The sequence below is a fragment of the Shewanella sp. KJ2020 genome (assembly GCF_024197625.1).
GTDB lineage: Bacteria > Pseudomonadota > Gammaproteobacteria > Enterobacterales > Shewanellaceae > Shewanella.
Map to the genome: position 1 here is coordinate 75,915 of NZ_JAKUKD010000012.1, position 15,498 is coordinate 91,412.

General features: G+C 47.8%; 19 protein-coding genes. 11 read left to right on the plus strand and 8 right to left on the minus strand.

What is annotated here, in order from left to right; genetic code table 11:
* Window positions 1-24 precede the first annotated feature (24 nt).
* The 7 genes from MJO46_RS07720 (at window position 25) to MJO46_RS07750 (ending at window position 5,477) form a co-directional block, all read left to right on the plus strand.
* Window positions 25-888, plus strand: a complete 864-nt coding sequence (locus tag MJO46_RS07720; RefSeq protein WP_253988819.1) for an energy transducer TonB — start codon at window positions 25-27, stop codon at window positions 886-888.
* A gap of 73 nt (window positions 889-961) precedes the next feature.
* Complete coding sequence (locus tag MJO46_RS07725) at window positions 962-1,711, plus strand: MotA/TolQ/ExbB proton channel family protein (RefSeq protein WP_253988820.1); 750 nt, start codon at window positions 962-964, stop codon at window positions 1,709-1,711.
* Window positions 1,708-2,145 (plus strand): biopolymer transporter ExbD, encoded by a 438-nt coding sequence (locus tag MJO46_RS07730; RefSeq protein WP_253988821.1) that lies wholly within the window; start codon window positions 1,708-1,710, stop codon window positions 2,143-2,145. The genes MJO46_RS07725 and MJO46_RS07730 overlap by 4 nt, the downstream gene beginning before the upstream one ends.
* 10 nt (window positions 2,146-2,155) lie before the next feature.
* A complete protein-coding gene (locus MJO46_RS07735; RefSeq protein ID WP_253988822.1) occupies window positions 2,156-3,115 on the plus strand; it encodes an ABC transporter substrate-binding protein in 960 nt (319 codons plus the stop codon).
* Between the two features lie 56 nt (window positions 3,116-3,171).
* Window positions 3,172-4,188 (plus strand): iron ABC transporter permease, encoded by a 1,017-nt coding sequence (locus MJO46_RS07740; RefSeq protein ID WP_253988823.1) that lies wholly within the window; start codon window positions 3,172-3,174, stop codon window positions 4,186-4,188.
* A gap of 10 nt (window positions 4,189-4,198) precedes the next feature.
* Window positions 4,199-5,020, plus strand: a complete 822-nt coding sequence (locus MJO46_RS07745) for a heme ABC transporter ATP-binding protein (protein ID WP_253988824.1) — start codon at window positions 4,199-4,201, stop codon at window positions 5,018-5,020.
* 94 nt (window positions 5,021-5,114) lie between these two features.
* The gene (locus MJO46_RS07750) at window positions 5,115-5,477 is read left to right on the plus strand and encodes a DUF2956 domain-containing protein (protein ID WP_253988825.1); all 363 of its coding nucleotides are present in this window, start codon (window positions 5,115-5,117) and stop codon (window positions 5,475-5,477) included.
* 80 nt (window positions 5,478-5,557) lie between these two features.
* Here MJO46_RS07750 and MJO46_RS07755 read toward each other — a convergent pair whose 3' ends face one another.
* Complete coding sequence (locus MJO46_RS07755) at window positions 5,558-5,881, minus strand: winged helix-turn-helix domain-containing protein (RefSeq protein ID WP_253988826.1); 324 nt, start codon at window positions 5,879-5,881, stop codon at window positions 5,558-5,560.
* Between the two features lie 311 nt (window positions 5,882-6,192).
* On the opposite strand from MJO46_RS07755, the gene MJO46_RS07760 reads away from it, so the two are divergent.
* Together MJO46_RS07760 and MJO46_RS07765 are read left to right on the plus strand one after the other, a co-directional pair.
* Complete coding sequence (locus MJO46_RS07760) at window positions 6,193-6,744, plus strand: DUF924 family protein (RefSeq protein ID WP_253988827.1); 552 nt, start codon at window positions 6,193-6,195, stop codon at window positions 6,742-6,744.
* 128 nt (window positions 6,745-6,872) lie between these two features.
* Window positions 6,873-7,724: an ABC transporter substrate-binding protein gene (locus MJO46_RS07765; protein WP_253988828.1), complete on the plus strand. Its 852-nt coding sequence runs from the start codon at window positions 6,873-6,875 to the stop codon at window positions 7,722-7,724.
* Window positions 7,725-7,739: 15 nt separating this feature from the next.
* Here MJO46_RS07765 and MJO46_RS07770 read toward each other — a convergent pair whose 3' ends face one another.
* The 3 genes from MJO46_RS07770 to MJO46_RS07780 all read right to left on the minus strand — a co-directional run bounded on the left by MJO46_RS07770 (window position 7,740) and on the right by MJO46_RS07780 (window position 9,305).
* Window positions 7,740-8,177: a universal stress protein gene (locus MJO46_RS07770; protein WP_198782494.1), complete on the minus strand. Its 438-nt coding sequence runs from the start codon at window positions 8,175-8,177 to the stop codon at window positions 7,740-7,742.
* A 212-nt stretch (window positions 8,178-8,389) separates the two neighbouring features.
* Window positions 8,390-8,821, minus strand: a complete 432-nt coding sequence (locus tag MJO46_RS07775) for a universal stress protein (RefSeq protein WP_198782493.1) — start codon at window positions 8,819-8,821, stop codon at window positions 8,390-8,392.
* A gap of 100 nt (window positions 8,822-8,921) precedes the next feature.
* On the minus strand, window positions 8,922-9,305 hold the full coding sequence (locus tag MJO46_RS07780) for an STAS/SEC14 domain-containing protein (RefSeq protein ID WP_198782492.1): 384 nt from the start codon (window positions 9,303-9,305) through the stop codon (window positions 8,922-8,924).
* Window positions 9,306-9,517: 212 nt separating this feature from the next.
* On the opposite strand from MJO46_RS07780, the gene MJO46_RS07785 reads away from it, so the two are divergent.
* Both MJO46_RS07785 and MJO46_RS07790 read left to right on the plus strand, forming a co-directional pair.
* Window positions 9,518-10,942, plus strand: coding sequence for a coniferyl aldehyde dehydrogenase (locus MJO46_RS07785; RefSeq protein WP_253988829.1), 1,425 nt, complete (start codon window positions 9,518-9,520; stop codon window positions 10,940-10,942).
* A 200-nt stretch (window positions 10,943-11,142) separates the two neighbouring features.
* The gene (locus MJO46_RS07790; protein ID WP_253988830.1) at window positions 11,143-11,751 is read left to right on the plus strand and encodes a TetR/AcrR family transcriptional regulator; all 609 of its coding nucleotides are present in this window, start codon (window positions 11,143-11,145) and stop codon (window positions 11,749-11,751) included.
* 152 nt (window positions 11,752-11,903) lie between these two features.
* Here the strand turns inward: MJO46_RS07790 and MJO46_RS07795 are convergent, their stop codons facing one another.
* The 4 genes from MJO46_RS07795 to MJO46_RS07810 all read right to left on the minus strand — a co-directional run bounded on the left by MJO46_RS07795 (window position 11,904) and on the right by MJO46_RS07810 (window position 15,474).
* Entirely contained in the window at window positions 11,904-12,710 is an 807-nt protein-coding gene (locus MJO46_RS07795; RefSeq protein WP_253988831.1) for a CsgG/HfaB family protein, read from the minus strand.
* Window positions 12,710-13,105, minus strand: coding sequence for a curli assembly protein CsgF (locus MJO46_RS07800; protein WP_253988832.1), 396 nt, complete (start codon window positions 13,103-13,105; stop codon window positions 12,710-12,712). Before MJO46_RS07800 ends, MJO46_RS07795 begins: the two co-directional genes overlap by 1 nt.
* A gap of 10 nt (window positions 13,106-13,115) precedes the next feature.
* Window positions 13,116-13,526 carry a curli production assembly/transport protein CsgE gene (locus MJO46_RS07805; RefSeq protein WP_253988833.1) on the minus strand — a complete coding sequence of 137 codons (411 nt, stop codon included), beginning with the start codon at window positions 13,524-13,526 and terminating at the stop codon, window positions 13,116-13,118.
* Window positions 13,527-13,785: 259 nt separating this feature from the next.
* Window positions 13,786-15,474 carry an ATP-binding protein gene (locus MJO46_RS07810; RefSeq protein WP_253988834.1) on the minus strand — a complete coding sequence of 563 codons (1,689 nt, stop codon included), beginning with the start codon at window positions 15,472-15,474 and terminating at the stop codon, window positions 13,786-13,788.
* Window positions 15,475-15,498: the final 24 nt, after the last annotated feature.

The following is a 15,498-nucleotide window of genomic DNA, read 5'->3' on the forward strand; positions in this document are numbered from 1 at the left end:
CGATTTTCAGGAGAAGAGATTGCCGTGACACCGAAACGATATCTGGCCTTTGGCGCATTAACGATTGCCATCCAAACTGGGGTTATCGCCTCTCAGCCTGCGACAACGCTGTTAATGTATGACTCGGCAATGATGTTACAGAAAGTGACGTTACAGAAGGTGACATCACAGAGGGCGACGTTACAGGACACTGGCGTCAACCGCGTTAGCGTTAATTTTGCCGCCGCAGCCAAACAGGCCACACCTCAAGCCAGTGTGACTCCCATAGCGCAAACTAAGCCGCAAATGACAGCTATCTCCCACGCCGAGGCAAAAGCTGTACTTAAACCTGAGGCCAAACCTGCACCTAAGCCAGAACATAAGCCCGAACCTAAGCCTGTCGATAACGCAGCGAATAGCGGTATAAAACCGCCTAAAAAATTAAGCGCGGCGGCAATGACTCAAACAGCTGATATCGCTGAGACTAACAATCCTGCCGCAGATAAGGAGTTAATCCCAAGCACTGTGGCAGCAGAGACTGTAACAACAGAGATAACAGAGACAACGGAGACTCCCCAAATTCGCCAGATCTCAGTCAGCAGTGCCCAAGCCCAGAGTCTAAAAAACCAAGTAGTGGAGTTGGCTAAGCCAGTGTTTACTTCACCACCTCCCCAACCCACTTACCCACGGATAGCACGCAAGAAAGGATTAGAGGGCACGGCAACGATTGAGGTGATGTTCAATGAACTCGGTGAGCAACTGGCACTCAAGTTAGTGAAAAGCTCGGGTTTTAGCCTGCTCGATCAAGCGGCGCTCGATGCGGTAGAAACCTGGCAATTTGAAGCGCCAGTTCCAAGGCTAGCAAGCCATTACAAAGTCAGAGTCCCCATTCGTTTTGCACTCAACTAGCCTGACTTAACAGTACTTTTTTGCCCTTAAAACGAGTTATCAAACTGAAATAACCCATGATTGGAGAGGCTTAATGCCCATGACAGATTTTTCTTCTTTACATTCACAACTTGGCGTACTGACTTGGCCACTATTGCTATGTGCATTTCTAGCACTCATGATCTGCCTCGAGCGAAGTGCCCTTTTCTTGCACCAAAGCGCGCTTGTTATCCTGCCGAAAAAACAGGCTTGGGTAAAAAATCTACGCAGTTCAACCTCACAACCTAACACCGACAGCGTCAACGCTTTGATAGCGCAAACCAGTGTCCAGCAGGATCTACTCGCCCGCGGCGCCACCCTGTTACTGAAACAAGTCCACCAGCCCAAAATATTGCGGGAAGAATTACTGAGCCTGTGGCTTAACAAACAACAGCGGGACTTACAAGCTGGTTTAAAGCTGTTGCAGGTGATTGGCATTATTAGCCCATTACTGGGCCTGCTCGGCACAGTATTAGGACTGATAGATATGTTTGCCGAGCTTGGACAATCTCAAGGCCCTGTGACCCCAGCGCAACTGAGCGCCGGGCTAGGACTGGCTATGAACACCACAGCGGCAGGACTGATTATTGCCGTTCCCGCGATTACCGCAGCCCATCTATTTGGGATCTGGGCCCAAGGTCAATGCCAACGCGCCGCCCATGTACTTAATCAGCTCAATCTTTGGTTAGCGGGTGTGGAAGAGGTTGCAATCGATGCAAATCATTATCAAGCCTTCGCTCGCATTGACAAGGCAGGCACAGGGCGACCCGCAGCGCTTAAGACCAATGTAGGGTCACAGGCATGATAAGCATCGATAAATCCTCCTTTTCTCAGGCGGGCATAACTCCGGCAGAGTCATTACCGAGTATCGATTTAACCGCATTAATCGACATTATTTTTATCGTATTAGTGTTTCTACTCCTAACGGCAAACAGCCAATTACTGAGTCTGCCCGTTGATGTGCCCCAGAGTTCGAGTGCCGCTATCACGGCCCTTGAGAACAAGCCTTCTATTGCCATCAATATCATGGCGACCTCGCCCCATTGGGCGATTGATGGTGAACCCTTTAGTGACTTAGCCAGCTTTGGCGCCGCATTTGAGCAGCGTTTCAAATCCATGCCAGAGGCCAGCATCATTATTGCCGCCGATAAAGCCGCGCCCGTGGAGCCCTTGATGCAATTGCTTGCCCTATTGCAGACACAGGCCATAGGCCAGACTCAAATTTTAATGGAGCATTAGGAGTTTAACCATGTTGTTTCAAGCGACCCGCTTACCCTTAAACAGAGCCTTGAGTAGTCTTGGGGGTATGTCTATAACTAATATTAATCCATTGAAAAAATGGAAATTAACCATAGCTGTTATCGCAGCGTGTGTTTCGGCTAATGCCTTTAGTGCAGAATCTAATACCAGACTCGTTAGCGCAGGCGCTGGGGTGACAGAGCTAGTGCTGGCCCTCGATGCTGGCAGTCAACTAGTCGCCATAGACTCCACCAGCCTTGTCCCCGAAAACTTGGGCCACATTGCCAAACTTGGTTACCATAGAATGCTCTCCGCCGAAGGGATTATCGCCCTCTCGCCAACGCTGGTGATTGGTTCGGATGTAATGGGGCCAGAAACCACCCTCAAGGTGCTACAGCAGGCACAAATCCCAGTAGTGCAATTACCCGCGACTAAGGATGAAGCCCAACTGCTGAGCAATATCGATACCTTAGGCGACCTACTCCAGCGCCAGCAAAACGCCATTAAGCTAAAGCAAGATCTTCAGGGGCAGTTACAGAATTTAGCGCTGAAAAAACAACAAATCAGTGGTTCCAACCATCAACCCAAAATCCTCTTTATGCTCCTGCAAGAGGGCCGAGGTGCGCGGGTCGGGGGCAAAGGCACCGCCGCGGACGCCATTATTGCGCTTTCTGGGGCAAGCAATATCGCCGATTTTGATGGCTATAAAACCTTATCCCAGGAAGGCATTTTGTCTTTGCAACCCGATCTTATTTTACTGTCAAAGCGCAGCGATAAACCGGACGAGCAAAGCAGCCAACAAATCGCCCAAGAACTGCTGAAGGAAATGCCACTGCTCGCCCACACCCCTGCGGGTAAAAATGGTCATATTCAAACCTTGACACCGCAAGCCTTACTCGGTGGTTTAGGGATCAGCGCCATTAACGCCGCCGATACCCTTGCCAACAGTCTGCTCAGCCAAGACCAGTAATTTATGCTGGTAATGACAGTACAAAACCATTCGCCCCATGGGAAAGGATAACTAAGATGTTGCTCAATCGCTGGCTCTGGCCCAGTCTCCTTGCACTGCTTGGCTTAAGTTGCCTGCTCTCGGTCAGTACTGGCCCTGTGAGCATTAGCCTAATCGACGCCTTAAGTGCGGTGTTTAACTGGGCCACCCAACAAAATGTTGGCAATATTGCCCCCCATGAACAGCTAGTGATCAACAATGTTCGTTTACCTAGAACACTCTTGGCAATGGCGGTCGGAGCCACGCTCGCCCAGTGTGGCGCTGTAATGCAGGGGCTTTTTCGCAATCCCTTGGCCGATCCCGGCATTATAGGCGTGTCATCCGGCGCGGCACTGGGTGCCGCCCTTTGTATTGTGTTGCTGCCCAATGCCAGCCCATTGATGATCCCCATGAGCGCCTTTGCCTTAGGGTTAATCACGACTCTGGTCGTCTATCGCCTCGCCAGCAGCCCAACGGGTACATCGGTCGTATTGCTATTATTGTCAGGGGTAGCCATAGCGGCACTGGCTGGTGCAGGCATAGGGGTTTTAACCTATCTTGCCAACGATATAGCGCTGCGTGATTTAACCCTTTGGCAGATGGGGACAATTGCAGGGGCACAATGGATCTATGTCTGCCTATCTTTAGTCACCTTAGCCCTGATTAGTTGGCGCTTTCGCCAAGATGCCACGGCGCTCAATGCCTTACTCCTTGGTGAGGCCGAGGCCAGACACCTAGGGATAGATGTGGACAGACTTAAGCTAAGGCTGATTTTACTCTGCGCCTTAGGCGTGGGGGTGAGTGTGGCCGCTACCGGGATTATCGGCTTTATTGGCTTAGTTGTGCCGCATTTAGTGCGCATGATGTTAGGGCCAGATCATAAACGACTCTTACCTACCAGTGCACTTTTAGGCGCAGCCCTCTTAGCGCTGGCCGATATCGGCGCCCGCGCCTTTTTGCCCCCTGCTGAGTTACCCGTCGGACTTGTAACCGCACTCCTTGGTGCACCTTTCTTTATTTATTTACTGCTACAACAACGTAGCAAGTTAGTCTGAGTCTCTATTTATGATAACCACCCATTCAAGTCGGGCACATTCAGCCATCAATCCAGAACACGGCCTTAAGCTCAATGTCTGCGGTCTTAATATTTCTATTGGGCAAAAAAATGTGCTTAGGGATATTAATATTCAATTTCAATCTGGGGCTGTCACTGCCTTGCTTGGCCCTAATGGTGCAGGAAAGTCCACTCTACTTAAGGCATTGTGCCAAGAGATAAAAGCGCCCTCTTCGAGTATAAAACTGGGTGATATTCCCTTAAGTGATTGGCCAAGGGCGGCGCTGGCAAAATCCTTGGCAGTACTGCCGCAGCACGCCAGCCTGACCTTCCCTTTTACTGTGTCCGAAGTGGTGTCCATGGGTTTGTATCCCTTAACCCTCAATCACCAAGATGGTGAAACTCTCGTTGCCGAGCAACTCGCAAAAGTGGGCTTAACTCATCTTGCTAAGCGCAGTTACCCAACCCTATCCGGCGGTGAGAAACAAAGGGTGCAGCTAGCGAGGGTATTAACTCAACTTAGCCAATCGCCCTTTCCCCCCATACTGCTACTGGATGAGCCAACCTCGGCATTGGATCTTGCCCAGCAGCACAGAGTGCTGGAATTGGCCCAGCGGTTAGCCCATGAACAGGCTTATACTGTGGTCTTAGTGCTGCACGACCTTAATCAAGCCGCCCGTTATAGCGATCAAATCCTAGTGTTAAAACAAGGGCAAATAGTGAGTGAAGGCAAGCCTAGTGAGGCCTTATCGGTTAACACCATACGCCAAGTTTGGGATTATGAACCTGTGTATGTTCCAGCTCCGAAGGGGGGACATCCGCTGATTTTTTAGTGAAATGAAGATATTGGCCCTGAGTTTTATCTCAGAATACAGGTATAATCGGCGCGAGTAGACATTTAGCCCTTAGCGCCCAAGTAGAAAGTAGATGAAACCCAATATCTCAAGCGAAACTCAGCAAGAGGCCTTAGCCGCAGCCAGGGCCACCCAAAAACCGGGGCAAACTAAAGAGCAAACTAAACTCATCGCCCAAGGAATTGAAAAGGGCATAGCCGAATACAAGAAACTGCAAAAAGCCAAAGCCCGCGAACGGGATAAGTTCCGTAAACAACAGTTAAAAGCAAAATCGCGCCCCGCAGTTGAAGACGAAGATGGGGATACTTTTACCGAATATCTTGCTCCCCAAGGCCAGTTTACCCGCGCTACTTGGGTTGCCATCGCACTCTTACTCTTAAGTTGGATTGGCTTTGCAGCATATTACTGGATGGCAACCCCCGCCACGGGCAGCTAGCCAAGCCTCTATAACTATTCCTAATTATGCTACATCGCAGGGTATCGCACGCAGGCACGCCATTAACTCTTCCCTAACGATTAGTTATCGGCGGTTATTCCAATAAGATCAGCAATCTGTGCCATATGGGTGTCAACCCAGGCACTGCTGATCGGCCCCCAAGTTACCACTCGGTAGTAGCCCGCATTATTACGACTCCCCTCCTGCACAAATTCGACACTGATACCTATATCCTCAAACGCCGCAATGGCATCCTGTAATGTACGCCGCGGCATACCAGTTAACTTATTGAGTGATAATAGATTATGGCGGTCATCATCCATTAAATGCGCTAAATAGAGCTTACGCAAAAACGCCTTATGTTGCTTTGAAACCTGCGGTGAAACTGGCTGAGAAAGTGGCATAAGATAACTCATTAAAAAACCAAGGGAACTAGCATTAAAACTACTTGATATTCAGTCAATAAGGCAATAGCCAGCATTAAATTGTTGCCCTTTTTCCCATAGTTGATACGTACAATTCATATCTAGAGCAAATCCATACAACTTAGCAGTTTGCGATACTCACCCTAAGTACAGGGAGTCCGCTTAGCAAAGCTTCGCTTGTCCAATAAAACGGTCTATTACTCTGAGGGGAAATTTCAGCAAAAACTTGTATTATCCCCCCAATCGCTGTTATTCATAGGGCAAGTCTCCCGCGTAGAAAGAGTGCTAACATGAACCAGATCATCACAGCAGATCACGTGCTTAGCTTTTGGTTTGAGGAAATCCCAGCCAAATATTGGTGGATAAAAGACGCCGACTTTGATGCACAGATCAAAGCGCGTTTCGAGGGCGTTCTGCAACAAGCCAAACGGGGCGAACTCGCGCATTGGCGTATAACACCACAGGGGCGATTAGCCGAGATTATCGTGCTAGATCAATTCTCACGTAATATTTACCGCGATACCCCTGCCGCCTTTGAAGCCGATGCTATCGCCTTAGTGCTCGCCCAAGAAGCCGTCGCCCAGCAGGCCGATTTGGCCCTCAAGCCAAAGCAGGTTCCCTTTCTCTTTATGCCTTATATGCACAGTGAATCGGCGGCCATTCACCAAGTGGCGGTAAAACTTTTTAATCGCGAAGCGGCGCAGGCTAACCTCGAGTTTGAACTTCGCCATAAGGCCATTATCGATAGGTTTGGTCGTTACCCCCACAGGAATAGCATTCTAGGCAGAGAGTCGACTGCCGCTGAACTAGCCTTTTTAACTGAACCAGGCTCATCCTTTTAATGCTGAATATTTGAATAAATTAAGTTGAGGCAAGCCTAGCACGCTACACTTATCCAAGTGAGCCAAGGAAAGGCGTAGCGAGTCTCAAATACAGCAGCTTCTGAGCCCCGTGGAGGTGTTAGTCATTTATGTTCCATAATAAAATTATCTCCAATCGCTCAAATATTTCCCCTAATTATTACAAATTGCTAGGGTTACTCGCCCTATTCAATTATCACATTAGCCAAGCGGCCGAACTTAAAATTGGAGTGAGTCTCTCCATTCCTCCCTATGTGATCCAAGAGACTAACAGTGGACTCGAACTCGAACTGCTCCATCAAGCACTTGCCGTCAAGGGGCATAACGCTTCAATTCAATATCTCCCTCTTGCCCGCACTTTCCATGAATTAAAGGAAGGAAAACTCGATGGAATTATCAATATAAAAGAGGGCATGATAGATAAGGTCTTTTACTCGGATGTAGCCATCACCTACCAAAACTGTGCCATCGCCCTTGAAAATAAAAACTTTAATATTAATAGCATAGATGATTTACATACCCTAAAAGTGGTCGCCTTCCAGCGAGCTTCATTTATGCTCGGTGAAGAATTTTCCCGCATGGCTAAGGCCAATAGCAGTTATCAAGAACAGGCACGGCAAATACAACAGGTATATATGTTAATGAAACATAGGGCCGATGTGGTTGTGATGGATAAAAATATTTTCAAATACTATTTAAAACAGGCCTACCTTCAAGGAAAACTGACCGAAAAGGAAATGAAGCAAGTTGCTGTATGCAATAAAATATTCCCGCCAACTGAATACCGTTTCGCCTTTTTAGATGCCCATATTCGGGATGATTTTAATCTGGGTCTCAAACAAATAACGGAGGATGGTACGTTAGCCGCGCTGCAGGCAAAGTATCAACGCCTACTGTCCCTAGACAATGAGGCGTCAAGCACGGTAGTGGATCATGCCATCCTTAAAAATGACCCACTCTAAGGGCTAGTAAATCATTTATTTAACAACCAGAACCGGGCATTTGGCCAATTTGACTATGTCTTGACTCACATGGGGCTTAAGAAAATCGGCTAACCCACTACAACCATGACTAGCAATCACAACCATACCCACATCGGCGGATTCAGCCAAAATTTCCTCGCTCACATCACCATGGCGAATAACGGTTTTAATGCTTAGTCCTGCGGCTAAATCCCGTTGCATTTCCTGTTGTAATGTCTGCATTTTAGCCTCAACAAAGGTCGCCAAAGCCTCTTCTAGTGAGGCTGGCGTCTCCACAGCAACTCCGTAAAAATGCGCACTTCGAGACGGGCTAGTCACATGTAACAATCGAATATTCACTTGATAAAAGTTAGCCATTTCAACAGCATATTTAAGTGCATGGGCAGCGGTTGCTGAAAAGTCCGTAGGGCATAACACTTCTTGAGTACGCATAATCATATCCATCAGGTGAGTTGTTAAGTTGGCCAATCCTAGGGATAGAACCTGTCTATTTTGCACAAAATAGCACTCTTTTATAGCAGTAAGCTAGGTTTCTCACTCGGACGCATCGATTAGTTATTCTTTAGTAATCAAAAACAAAGGGCGCTTTAGCGCCCTTATACTATCGATATCCACTACAAAAGTTATCCGCTACAAACTCGTTTTTATTTAACAACGAGCACGGGGCAAGCCGCACTATTTGCCACCGCTTCGGCAACGTTAGTGTGTAGAAAGTGGGAAAGCCCGGTACGGCCGTGGCTTGCAATCACCACCATGCCAACATCTTTGCCCTTCGCCTCCTCCAAAATTTGCTCGACGGGATCGCCCCGACGGATCAAGGTGGTAATTGGCAGTTCAGTTTTCAGCCCCGCGAGTAACGCCTGCATCTTAGTCGCAGCCGCCTCTTCCATACTCTTAGCAAGTTCCTCTGGGGTGATAGATAAAATCATAAAGTTTTCATCACCCATAGGCTGTTCGACCACGTGTAAAATTTTTAGCCCTACGTGATATAGATTTGCCATTTCAATAGCATATCGCAGAGCATGGGCCGCAGTTTCAGAGAAATCTGTGGGCCAGAGTATTTGACCTGTACGCATAATCTTGACTCCTTCTATGGCGCTAATGGAATGCCGAGTTATTTGCAGTTAAGGGACTCAGTTAAAGGCCCCTGTAAAGAGGCTCAATTAAAGAGACTCGCTAGTCTTTTAACCAAGCAACCGCATCACCTTTATCCACAAAAAACTTCACCTCGGCGGGCGTAAACCAATTTGCCAATTTCGCCATGACTTCCTGCAGGGTTGTCTTACCGACTATGGCAATTTTCTCAAAATGACGAACGTGCTTTACTCCTAATTTTAGATCATCCCAAGCGGCCTGTAATTCCCAGCCATCGAGCTCAGTCACATCCACTAGGGCATAAATATCAGGGTCTTTCACACCTTCCAGTGCGGACTCTAGCACTGGCACCATCATCTCGTAATCTTGATGGGTTAACTTTCCGACGGCCTTAAAGGCAACAAAAAAATCATCATCACCATATCGTTCGATACCGATAGAAATTCCGTGTTTTAACAATGTCATAGATACTCCTTGTCTAACAAATTACTCCATAAGTGTAGAAGCTAAGCCCCTGAAAAGTTGTGATCTTGTTCATAAATGCACCAGATAGCTTGCACTGACTCACTAAGCCAGCTAGGATAAACCGACTAATCAGTCGGTTTATCTATTGAGCCGGTACACACTTAAATTGTGCATATTATTTGCCGATCACCCCGATATCTGGAGCAACCACAATGAATATGGCCAGCAACTCTACTAATGTTTCGCCGCTCACAGCATTACTCCAGCATCAACGCCTAAGTTACCTCGCGACCCCCAATCCCGATTATGACACCCGCCGTGGGCAATTAACTCGACTGAAAGCGGCGGTACTAAAATATCAAGTCCCTCTAGTGACGGCATTGAGCCAAGACTACGGCCATAGATCCCAAGATGACAGCCTGATCTCAGATATTATGCCTGTGATCAACAACATCAATTACAATTTGAAAAACCTCAAAAAATGGCTCAAACCTAGTGCGCGCCATGCGGGGATCTTGCTCGCCCCAGCGAGAGTAACAGTGCACTATCAGCCACTGGGGGTTATCGGTATTATTGTGCCGTGGAACTTTCCCGTTATGCTGTCAATTGGCCCGCTCGTCACCGCCATCGCTGCGGGCAACCGTGCCATGCTTAAATTGTCCGAATTTACCCCGGCAACCAATAAAGTGATAACGCAATTACTGGCCGAAGTGTTTGAAACATCCCATGTGGCTGTGGTCGAAGGTGAAGCCGATGTCGCCGCGCAATTTTCAGCCCTGCCCTTCGATCATTTACTCTTTACTGGCTCCACCACTGTCGGCCGCCATGTGATGCGCGCCGCAGCCAATAATCTCACCCCAGTGACACTCGAACTCGGTGGAAAATCCCCAGTCATTATCGCCCCCGATATGCCGCTTGAGATAGCAGTTGAACGAATGATTTATGGCAAGTGTTTGAATGCAGGACAAATCTGTGTAGCCCCAGATTATGTTCTATGCCCTAAAGCCAAAGTGCATGAGTTTATCGCCGCCTACAAAGCTAAATTTAATGCCATGTACGGTGCAATTAACCACAACAAGGACTACGGCAGCATTATTAATGCACGTCAGTTTGACCGCCTTATGACAGTGCTAGAGGATGCAAAGGCCAAGGGAGCCAGTATTATCTCGGCGACGGATGAAACCATAGACAGTACTAATCGCAAGCTCGCTACCCAGTTAATCATCAACACCAGCGAAGATATGCTATTGATGCGAGAGGAAATATTCGGCCCATTATTGCCCATTATCGGTTATGACTCGCTAGATGAGGCGATTGAATATATCAACCAAAGGGCAAGACCCTTAGCACTCTATGTGATGAGTTTCGATGTGCCAAGCCAGCAAAAAATCCTCCAGCAAACCCATTCTGGCGGCGTTTGCATTAACGAAACTGTGTTCCATGTGGCGGCGGATGACGCGCCCTTTGGCGGCATTGGCCCATCGGGCATGGGGCATTACCACGGTAAGGAAGGTTTCTTAACCTTTAGCCACGCTAAAACTGTGCTCAGCCGTGGGCGCTTCAACACGGGTAAATTTGTGCATCCACCCTATGGCACTGTTATCCAACGTATGCTGATGAAAATGTTCCTGCGTTAGTCCACCTAAATAACAGATCCTAAGTATGCTATATCGCAGGGTATCGCACGCAGGCACGCCATGAACTCTTCCCAGAGGGTTCCACCGCGCCATCCATGGCGCAGAGGGCCAGCTTAGCGATACCTTGCTCGACCTATAAAGTTACCCACAATTCGAAACGGCTATTTAAGAATAAATACCCGCCGATATAGAGAAAGCCAATGCAGGATAACCCATTAAAAGTAAAAATAAATAAACCCATAACGGACAAGCGACAGGCGATACTCGATACCGCCTTAACACTCTTTGTCAGCCAAGGGTTTCATGGTACATCGACCGCATCCATCGCTAAACTGGCGGGAGTGGCAACGGGAACCCTGTTCCATCACTTCCCCACCAAAGAAGCCCTAATGGAATGTCTATTCCTGGCGATCAAACAAGAGTTTGCCGATGCTTTGCTGTTAAACACACCCACAAGCAAAGATCTAAAACACAATGCCCATCAGCTATGGCAAAGCGCCATTGATTGGTCGCTGGAGAACCCTGTCAAACAGCTGTTTTTTCAACAATATTCTATGTCGCCCATGATTGCCGCTAAGGTGCGCGATCAGGCGATGAATAGCATCCTTGGCTTTATTCGCGAACTGATAAAGCAGGGGCAATTGATGGGCTTAATCGCCTATTATCCCATTGAATTAATGCTGGAAAATTGCCATGGTCAATACCTAGCGGCAACGCGCTTTTTTATCGATAATCCGCACCTAGGCACGAATAAAACCTACCGCGATGCCAGTTTTGAACTCTTCTGGAAAGCGATGGGAGCGGATTAAAACCGCCATATCCTGCAATCGATAGCACTGCAATAGATAGCCCTGCGACCAAAATTGTCCCATAAAAAAACCGAGCCAATTAACTGGCTCGGTTTTATACTATTGATATTTATCATTAATCTTAACGCTAAAACCGACTAAACCCTTGCACGCTAGCTCTGGCTTAATTCCAGCGCTTTTTCGGCTGGCTGCGCCATTTGGGTTGGGCTCCAGTAGCCTTGCTTAATGCCCTTATCAATCAGCTCAGCAACTGCTAATTCAATGGCTTGCAATACACAAAACTGCACAGGTTCATTTGTCGTGAAGCCCACTTCGGCCTCGGCGAGTCGGTTTAAACTGGTGAAACGGAATAATCCTGCACGCATTTCCTGGGATAGGACCCGCTTACTGGTTGAAACTGACATCATCACTTTCCCTGTGTGCACATCCACGGCCCGCAGGTAAATAGTCACTAGATCCTCGCGGTACATTTCCGATGCGCTAATACCGTAGTATTCAACGCCTGCGCCGCCCGTACTCGTGTTAGTCTCATAACTGATAATCCCACCTTCAAGCAATAATCTCGCGGTAGATAACACGGGCACTTCATCTACCTTACTCCCGTTCTGCTTGTTACTTATCTTGCGCTCTGTGAGTAGATTCTGTAACCCTTCACGCTCGACTGGGGTAAACCATTTTGAATCGAGCAACGTCTGGATCAGCATAGACGTCGCCCCCTGAGTCACTGCGGTGGAGAATGAGCTCACATTCGCCTGTGGCTTATATTGACCAGTTTGATCGCGAAAGGAATACACGGCCACGGGAATAGGGAACTTAGGGCCAGGCTGGGTTTGCAGCCCACGCATGACCTCGCTCACCGGATTGACCTCGGCGGTGGTGATATTGAGATCGGGCTTGGGGATCAAGCTACATGCCGACATGCTTAACAGCAGCGAGGCAATCAACACTAAGCGCGCCATTAGTTCCCCCCCCCAAATGTCGGCATTTCTATCACTGTGACTTCCCCAGTTTCGATGTTCGTGATCGTCAGCATCACACCATTACCCGTCGAGGCAACTTCGATGCGAAAATCACCTGTGTCATAAACCCCATCGGTAATTTCACCATCGGCAACCCCGCGGGTGATTGAGTTGATAATGTTACGCTCTAGGGATTCTTTAAAACGAGTCACAAAGTCCTTCTCGGTCGAGCTGGCTTGATTGTCATTCTGTGCTTGAGCTTTATTCAGTTGGAAGGCGCCATTCAATGGATTACCGCCAAAGCTGGGATTCACTGGGGTGTAAATCAACTCAGTGGCTTGGCCACTGCCTACCACACAGAGTGTGGCAAGGGTAAGTAACGTCCTGTAAGTCATTATTATTATCCTAAAATTCGTCCGATGTTCCTGAAAAATCACCTGTTATTGCATTGGCTCGCACTTGAGCTAAATAATCAATCGTCAGCAGAATCGCCTGCTCCGCACTCTCTTTTATCGGGTTTGCACGGCGGCCAAAATGAGTGCTGTAAATCCGAGTCCCATTCACTTCCAAGGTTAAAACCGTCCCCGCCTGTGGAAACACAGTCTCATACAAGGTCACGTTAAAGCCCTGGGTAAAAGGTAAATCACGCCAATAACTCGAGTAATAAAAACCAAAGTCTTTACCGAATCGAGTCAAGGTTCGATCTATTACTAAACCACTAATTTCAATGTCGTTATCGGCAAAAGAGCTAGGAGAGGCCAACAGCAGGAATGGGCATAAAATGCAGATCAGTAAACACTGTTTTAAGGATTTCACTTGCCCCTCCCTTTAACCTCTGGGTCATCCTGATTTGAAAATGAAGGCGAGGTGAAACGGCTCAATCCCTACACACATTTTCGATAACGCAGGTTAACAGGGTTAAAGATCCTTAGTCATTATGCCTAGGGGCAAATTAGCCCAAAGAGCTAAGATAAAAAGGCCAAAATAGCCCATTTGGGTAATACGCTAGGGGACGTTCGCTAGGCTGTTATGCCTTAACGAATGGATAAATAGACACTCGGATATTGCGGCCGGATTATTGCGGTAGCCATAACTGCACTGACAGCCCGCCGCCACTGCGATTATGCATGCTAATACTGCCATCGTGGGCCTCGATAATCTCCCGGCACAAGGGTAAGCCTAATCCAGTACCCGATTGTTTTGTCGAGTAAAATGGCAATAGTGCTTGCTCTAACACTTCACCGGACATACCAGCACCACGATCCTCAATCTTAATGCTAAAGCCTGCAGCATCGGTTAAGGTTTGCAGCCGAATCGACAGGCTGACGTCTTCGGGGTTTGAACCCGATTCATGGGCATTTTTCAGCAGATTTAACAGCACTTGCTCCAACTGTCCCCGGTCGAAATAACCATCCTCTTCGGGTAAGTCATGGGTGAGTTTAAAGGGATAATGCTGGGTTAATTGGCTGGTAAATTGCGCCCAATTCACACGGCTGCGTTGGGGTAATGGCAGCTTAGCGAAGCGCGCATAGTTGAAAATAAACTGACTTAAATGATTGGTGCGATTCTCAATCGTATCGAAAATCAACTTTAGCTTAGGATTGTCCATCTCTTTGGTGAGCAGGCGCCCCGAGTTGACCATAGAAGCGATGGGCGCCACCGAATTATTGAGTTCATGGCTAATAATGCGGATCACTTTCTTCCACACGGCCACCTCTTGGCGATTGAGTTCTCGAGTCATCTGTTTGAGTAAAATCAAGTTATGCTGTTGGTTATTCAATAAAAATTGACCACGACTCAGATACCAAGTATCGACTTCATCCTCACCCATGGCAAAGAGGCCACTCTTTTCATGCTTAAGGGCTAGGGCAAGTTCCTCGGGTAACCCCACCAGCAACTCGTCTAAACTTAGCCCCTCCATTTTTCCTTTAATATGAAATAGATGACGCGCGGCATCGTTAGCGTAAATCAGTTTTTGATGATCGTTGAGTAATAACATCACATTGGGGGAGCTTTGGATAACTTTATCGAGCAATAACTCCCGCTGGTAAATGTATTGCCTTTCCTGGCGCAATTTTGCCGCAGAACGATTAAATAACTGAGCTAAGGTGTGGAGCTGACCTTCACCATGCTCTGGAATACTCACGCTAAAATCATTATCGCTAAAGTTCAGCAGACCTATTTCGAGAGAATCCAAACTGCGACCAATATGTCGCGTTAACCAAGCGATACTGAGACCACAAACACCGCAGGCGAGCAGTAACACAATCACACCTTCCCCTAAGGTCAAACTCGAGACACGCTTGTCCTGTGGGATCTCGGCGGGCGCCACAGCAGATACGGGGGCTTTAGGCGGTAAAATGGATAGCGGCTCGACACGTAAAGGCTCAATAATATGAGGGATAGAATTAAACTGCCCTTCTTTAAGCTGTTCTAACTTGAAGAGTTTTATCTGCAATTGCTCTTGTTTAAGTTGTTCAAGCTTTTGCAGTTCAGCCTTAATTTGCTCGGCCCTCTGGCGCGCTTGCATCGCCGCCGCTAACTGCAGTTGTTCGGTATTTTTAAGGGCAAGCTCAATGGAAGCTGCGGTATTTTCCAGCTCAGCAAAATCAAGCTGCACTTGAACATCAGGGATTTCAATCACGCGAGGCGTAGAGGCAACCGATGCCTCGGGTGAGAAATATTTCACCAAGGCAAAGCTAAGCAATACACCACAGGCGCAGCAAGCCATTGAATAAACGATAAGTTTAGTTCGAATTAACACTCTCATTCCTTAATCGATAGCCCT

Bases quoted from the DNA above. Each gene is read 5' to 3' on its own strand.
- MJO46_RS07725 (WP_253988820.1), top strand. From the start codon at position 962: ATGCCCATGACAGATTTTTCTTCTTTACATTCACAACTTGGCGTACTG.
- MJO46_RS07730 (WP_253988821.1), top strand. From the start codon at position 1,708: ATGATAAGCATCGATAAATCCTCCTTTTCTCAGGCGGGCATAACTCCG.
- MJO46_RS07735 (WP_253988822.1), top strand. From the start codon at position 2,156: ATGTTGTTTCAAGCGACCCGCTTACCCTTAAACAGAGCCTTGAGTAGT.
- MJO46_RS07740 (WP_253988823.1), top strand. From the start codon at position 3,172: ATGTTGCTCAATCGCTGGCTCTGGCCCAGTCTCCTTGCACTGCTTGGC.
- MJO46_RS07745 (WP_253988824.1), top strand. From the start codon at position 4,199: ATGATAACCACCCATTCAAGTCGGGCACATTCAGCCATCAATCCAGAA.
- MJO46_RS07750 (WP_253988825.1), top strand. From the start codon at position 5,115: ATGAAACCCAATATCTCAAGCGAAACTCAGCAAGAGGCCTTAGCCGCA.
- MJO46_RS07755 (WP_253988826.1), bottom strand. From the start codon at position 5,881: ATGCCACTTTCTCAGCCAGTTTCACCGCAGGTTTCAAAGCAACATAAG.
- MJO46_RS07760 (WP_253988827.1), top strand. From the start codon at position 6,193: ATGAACCAGATCATCACAGCAGATCACGTGCTTAGCTTTTGGTTTGAG.
- MJO46_RS07765 (WP_253988828.1), top strand. From the start codon at position 6,873: ATGTTCCATAATAAAATTATCTCCAATCGCTCAAATATTTCCCCTAAT.
- MJO46_RS07770 (WP_198782494.1), bottom strand. From the start codon at position 8,177: ATGCGTACTCAAGAAGTGTTATGCCCTACGGACTTTTCAGCAACCGCT.
- MJO46_RS07775 (WP_198782493.1), bottom strand. From the start codon at position 8,821: ATGCGTACAGGTCAAATACTCTGGCCCACAGATTTCTCTGAAACTGCG.
- MJO46_RS07780 (WP_198782492.1), bottom strand. From the start codon at position 9,305: ATGACATTGTTAAAACACGGAATTTCTATCGGTATCGAACGATATGGT.
- MJO46_RS07785 (WP_253988829.1), top strand. From the start codon at position 9,518: ATGAATATGGCCAGCAACTCTACTAATGTTTCGCCGCTCACAGCATTA.
- MJO46_RS07790 (WP_253988830.1), top strand. From the start codon at position 11,143: ATGCAGGATAACCCATTAAAAGTAAAAATAAATAAACCCATAACGGAC.
- MJO46_RS07795 (WP_253988831.1), bottom strand. From the start codon at position 12,710: ATGGCGCGCTTAGTGTTGATTGCCTCGCTGCTGTTAAGCATGTCGGCA.
- MJO46_RS07800 (WP_253988832.1), bottom strand. From the start codon at position 13,105: ATGACTTACAGGACGTTACTTACCCTTGCCACACTCTGTGTGGTAGGC.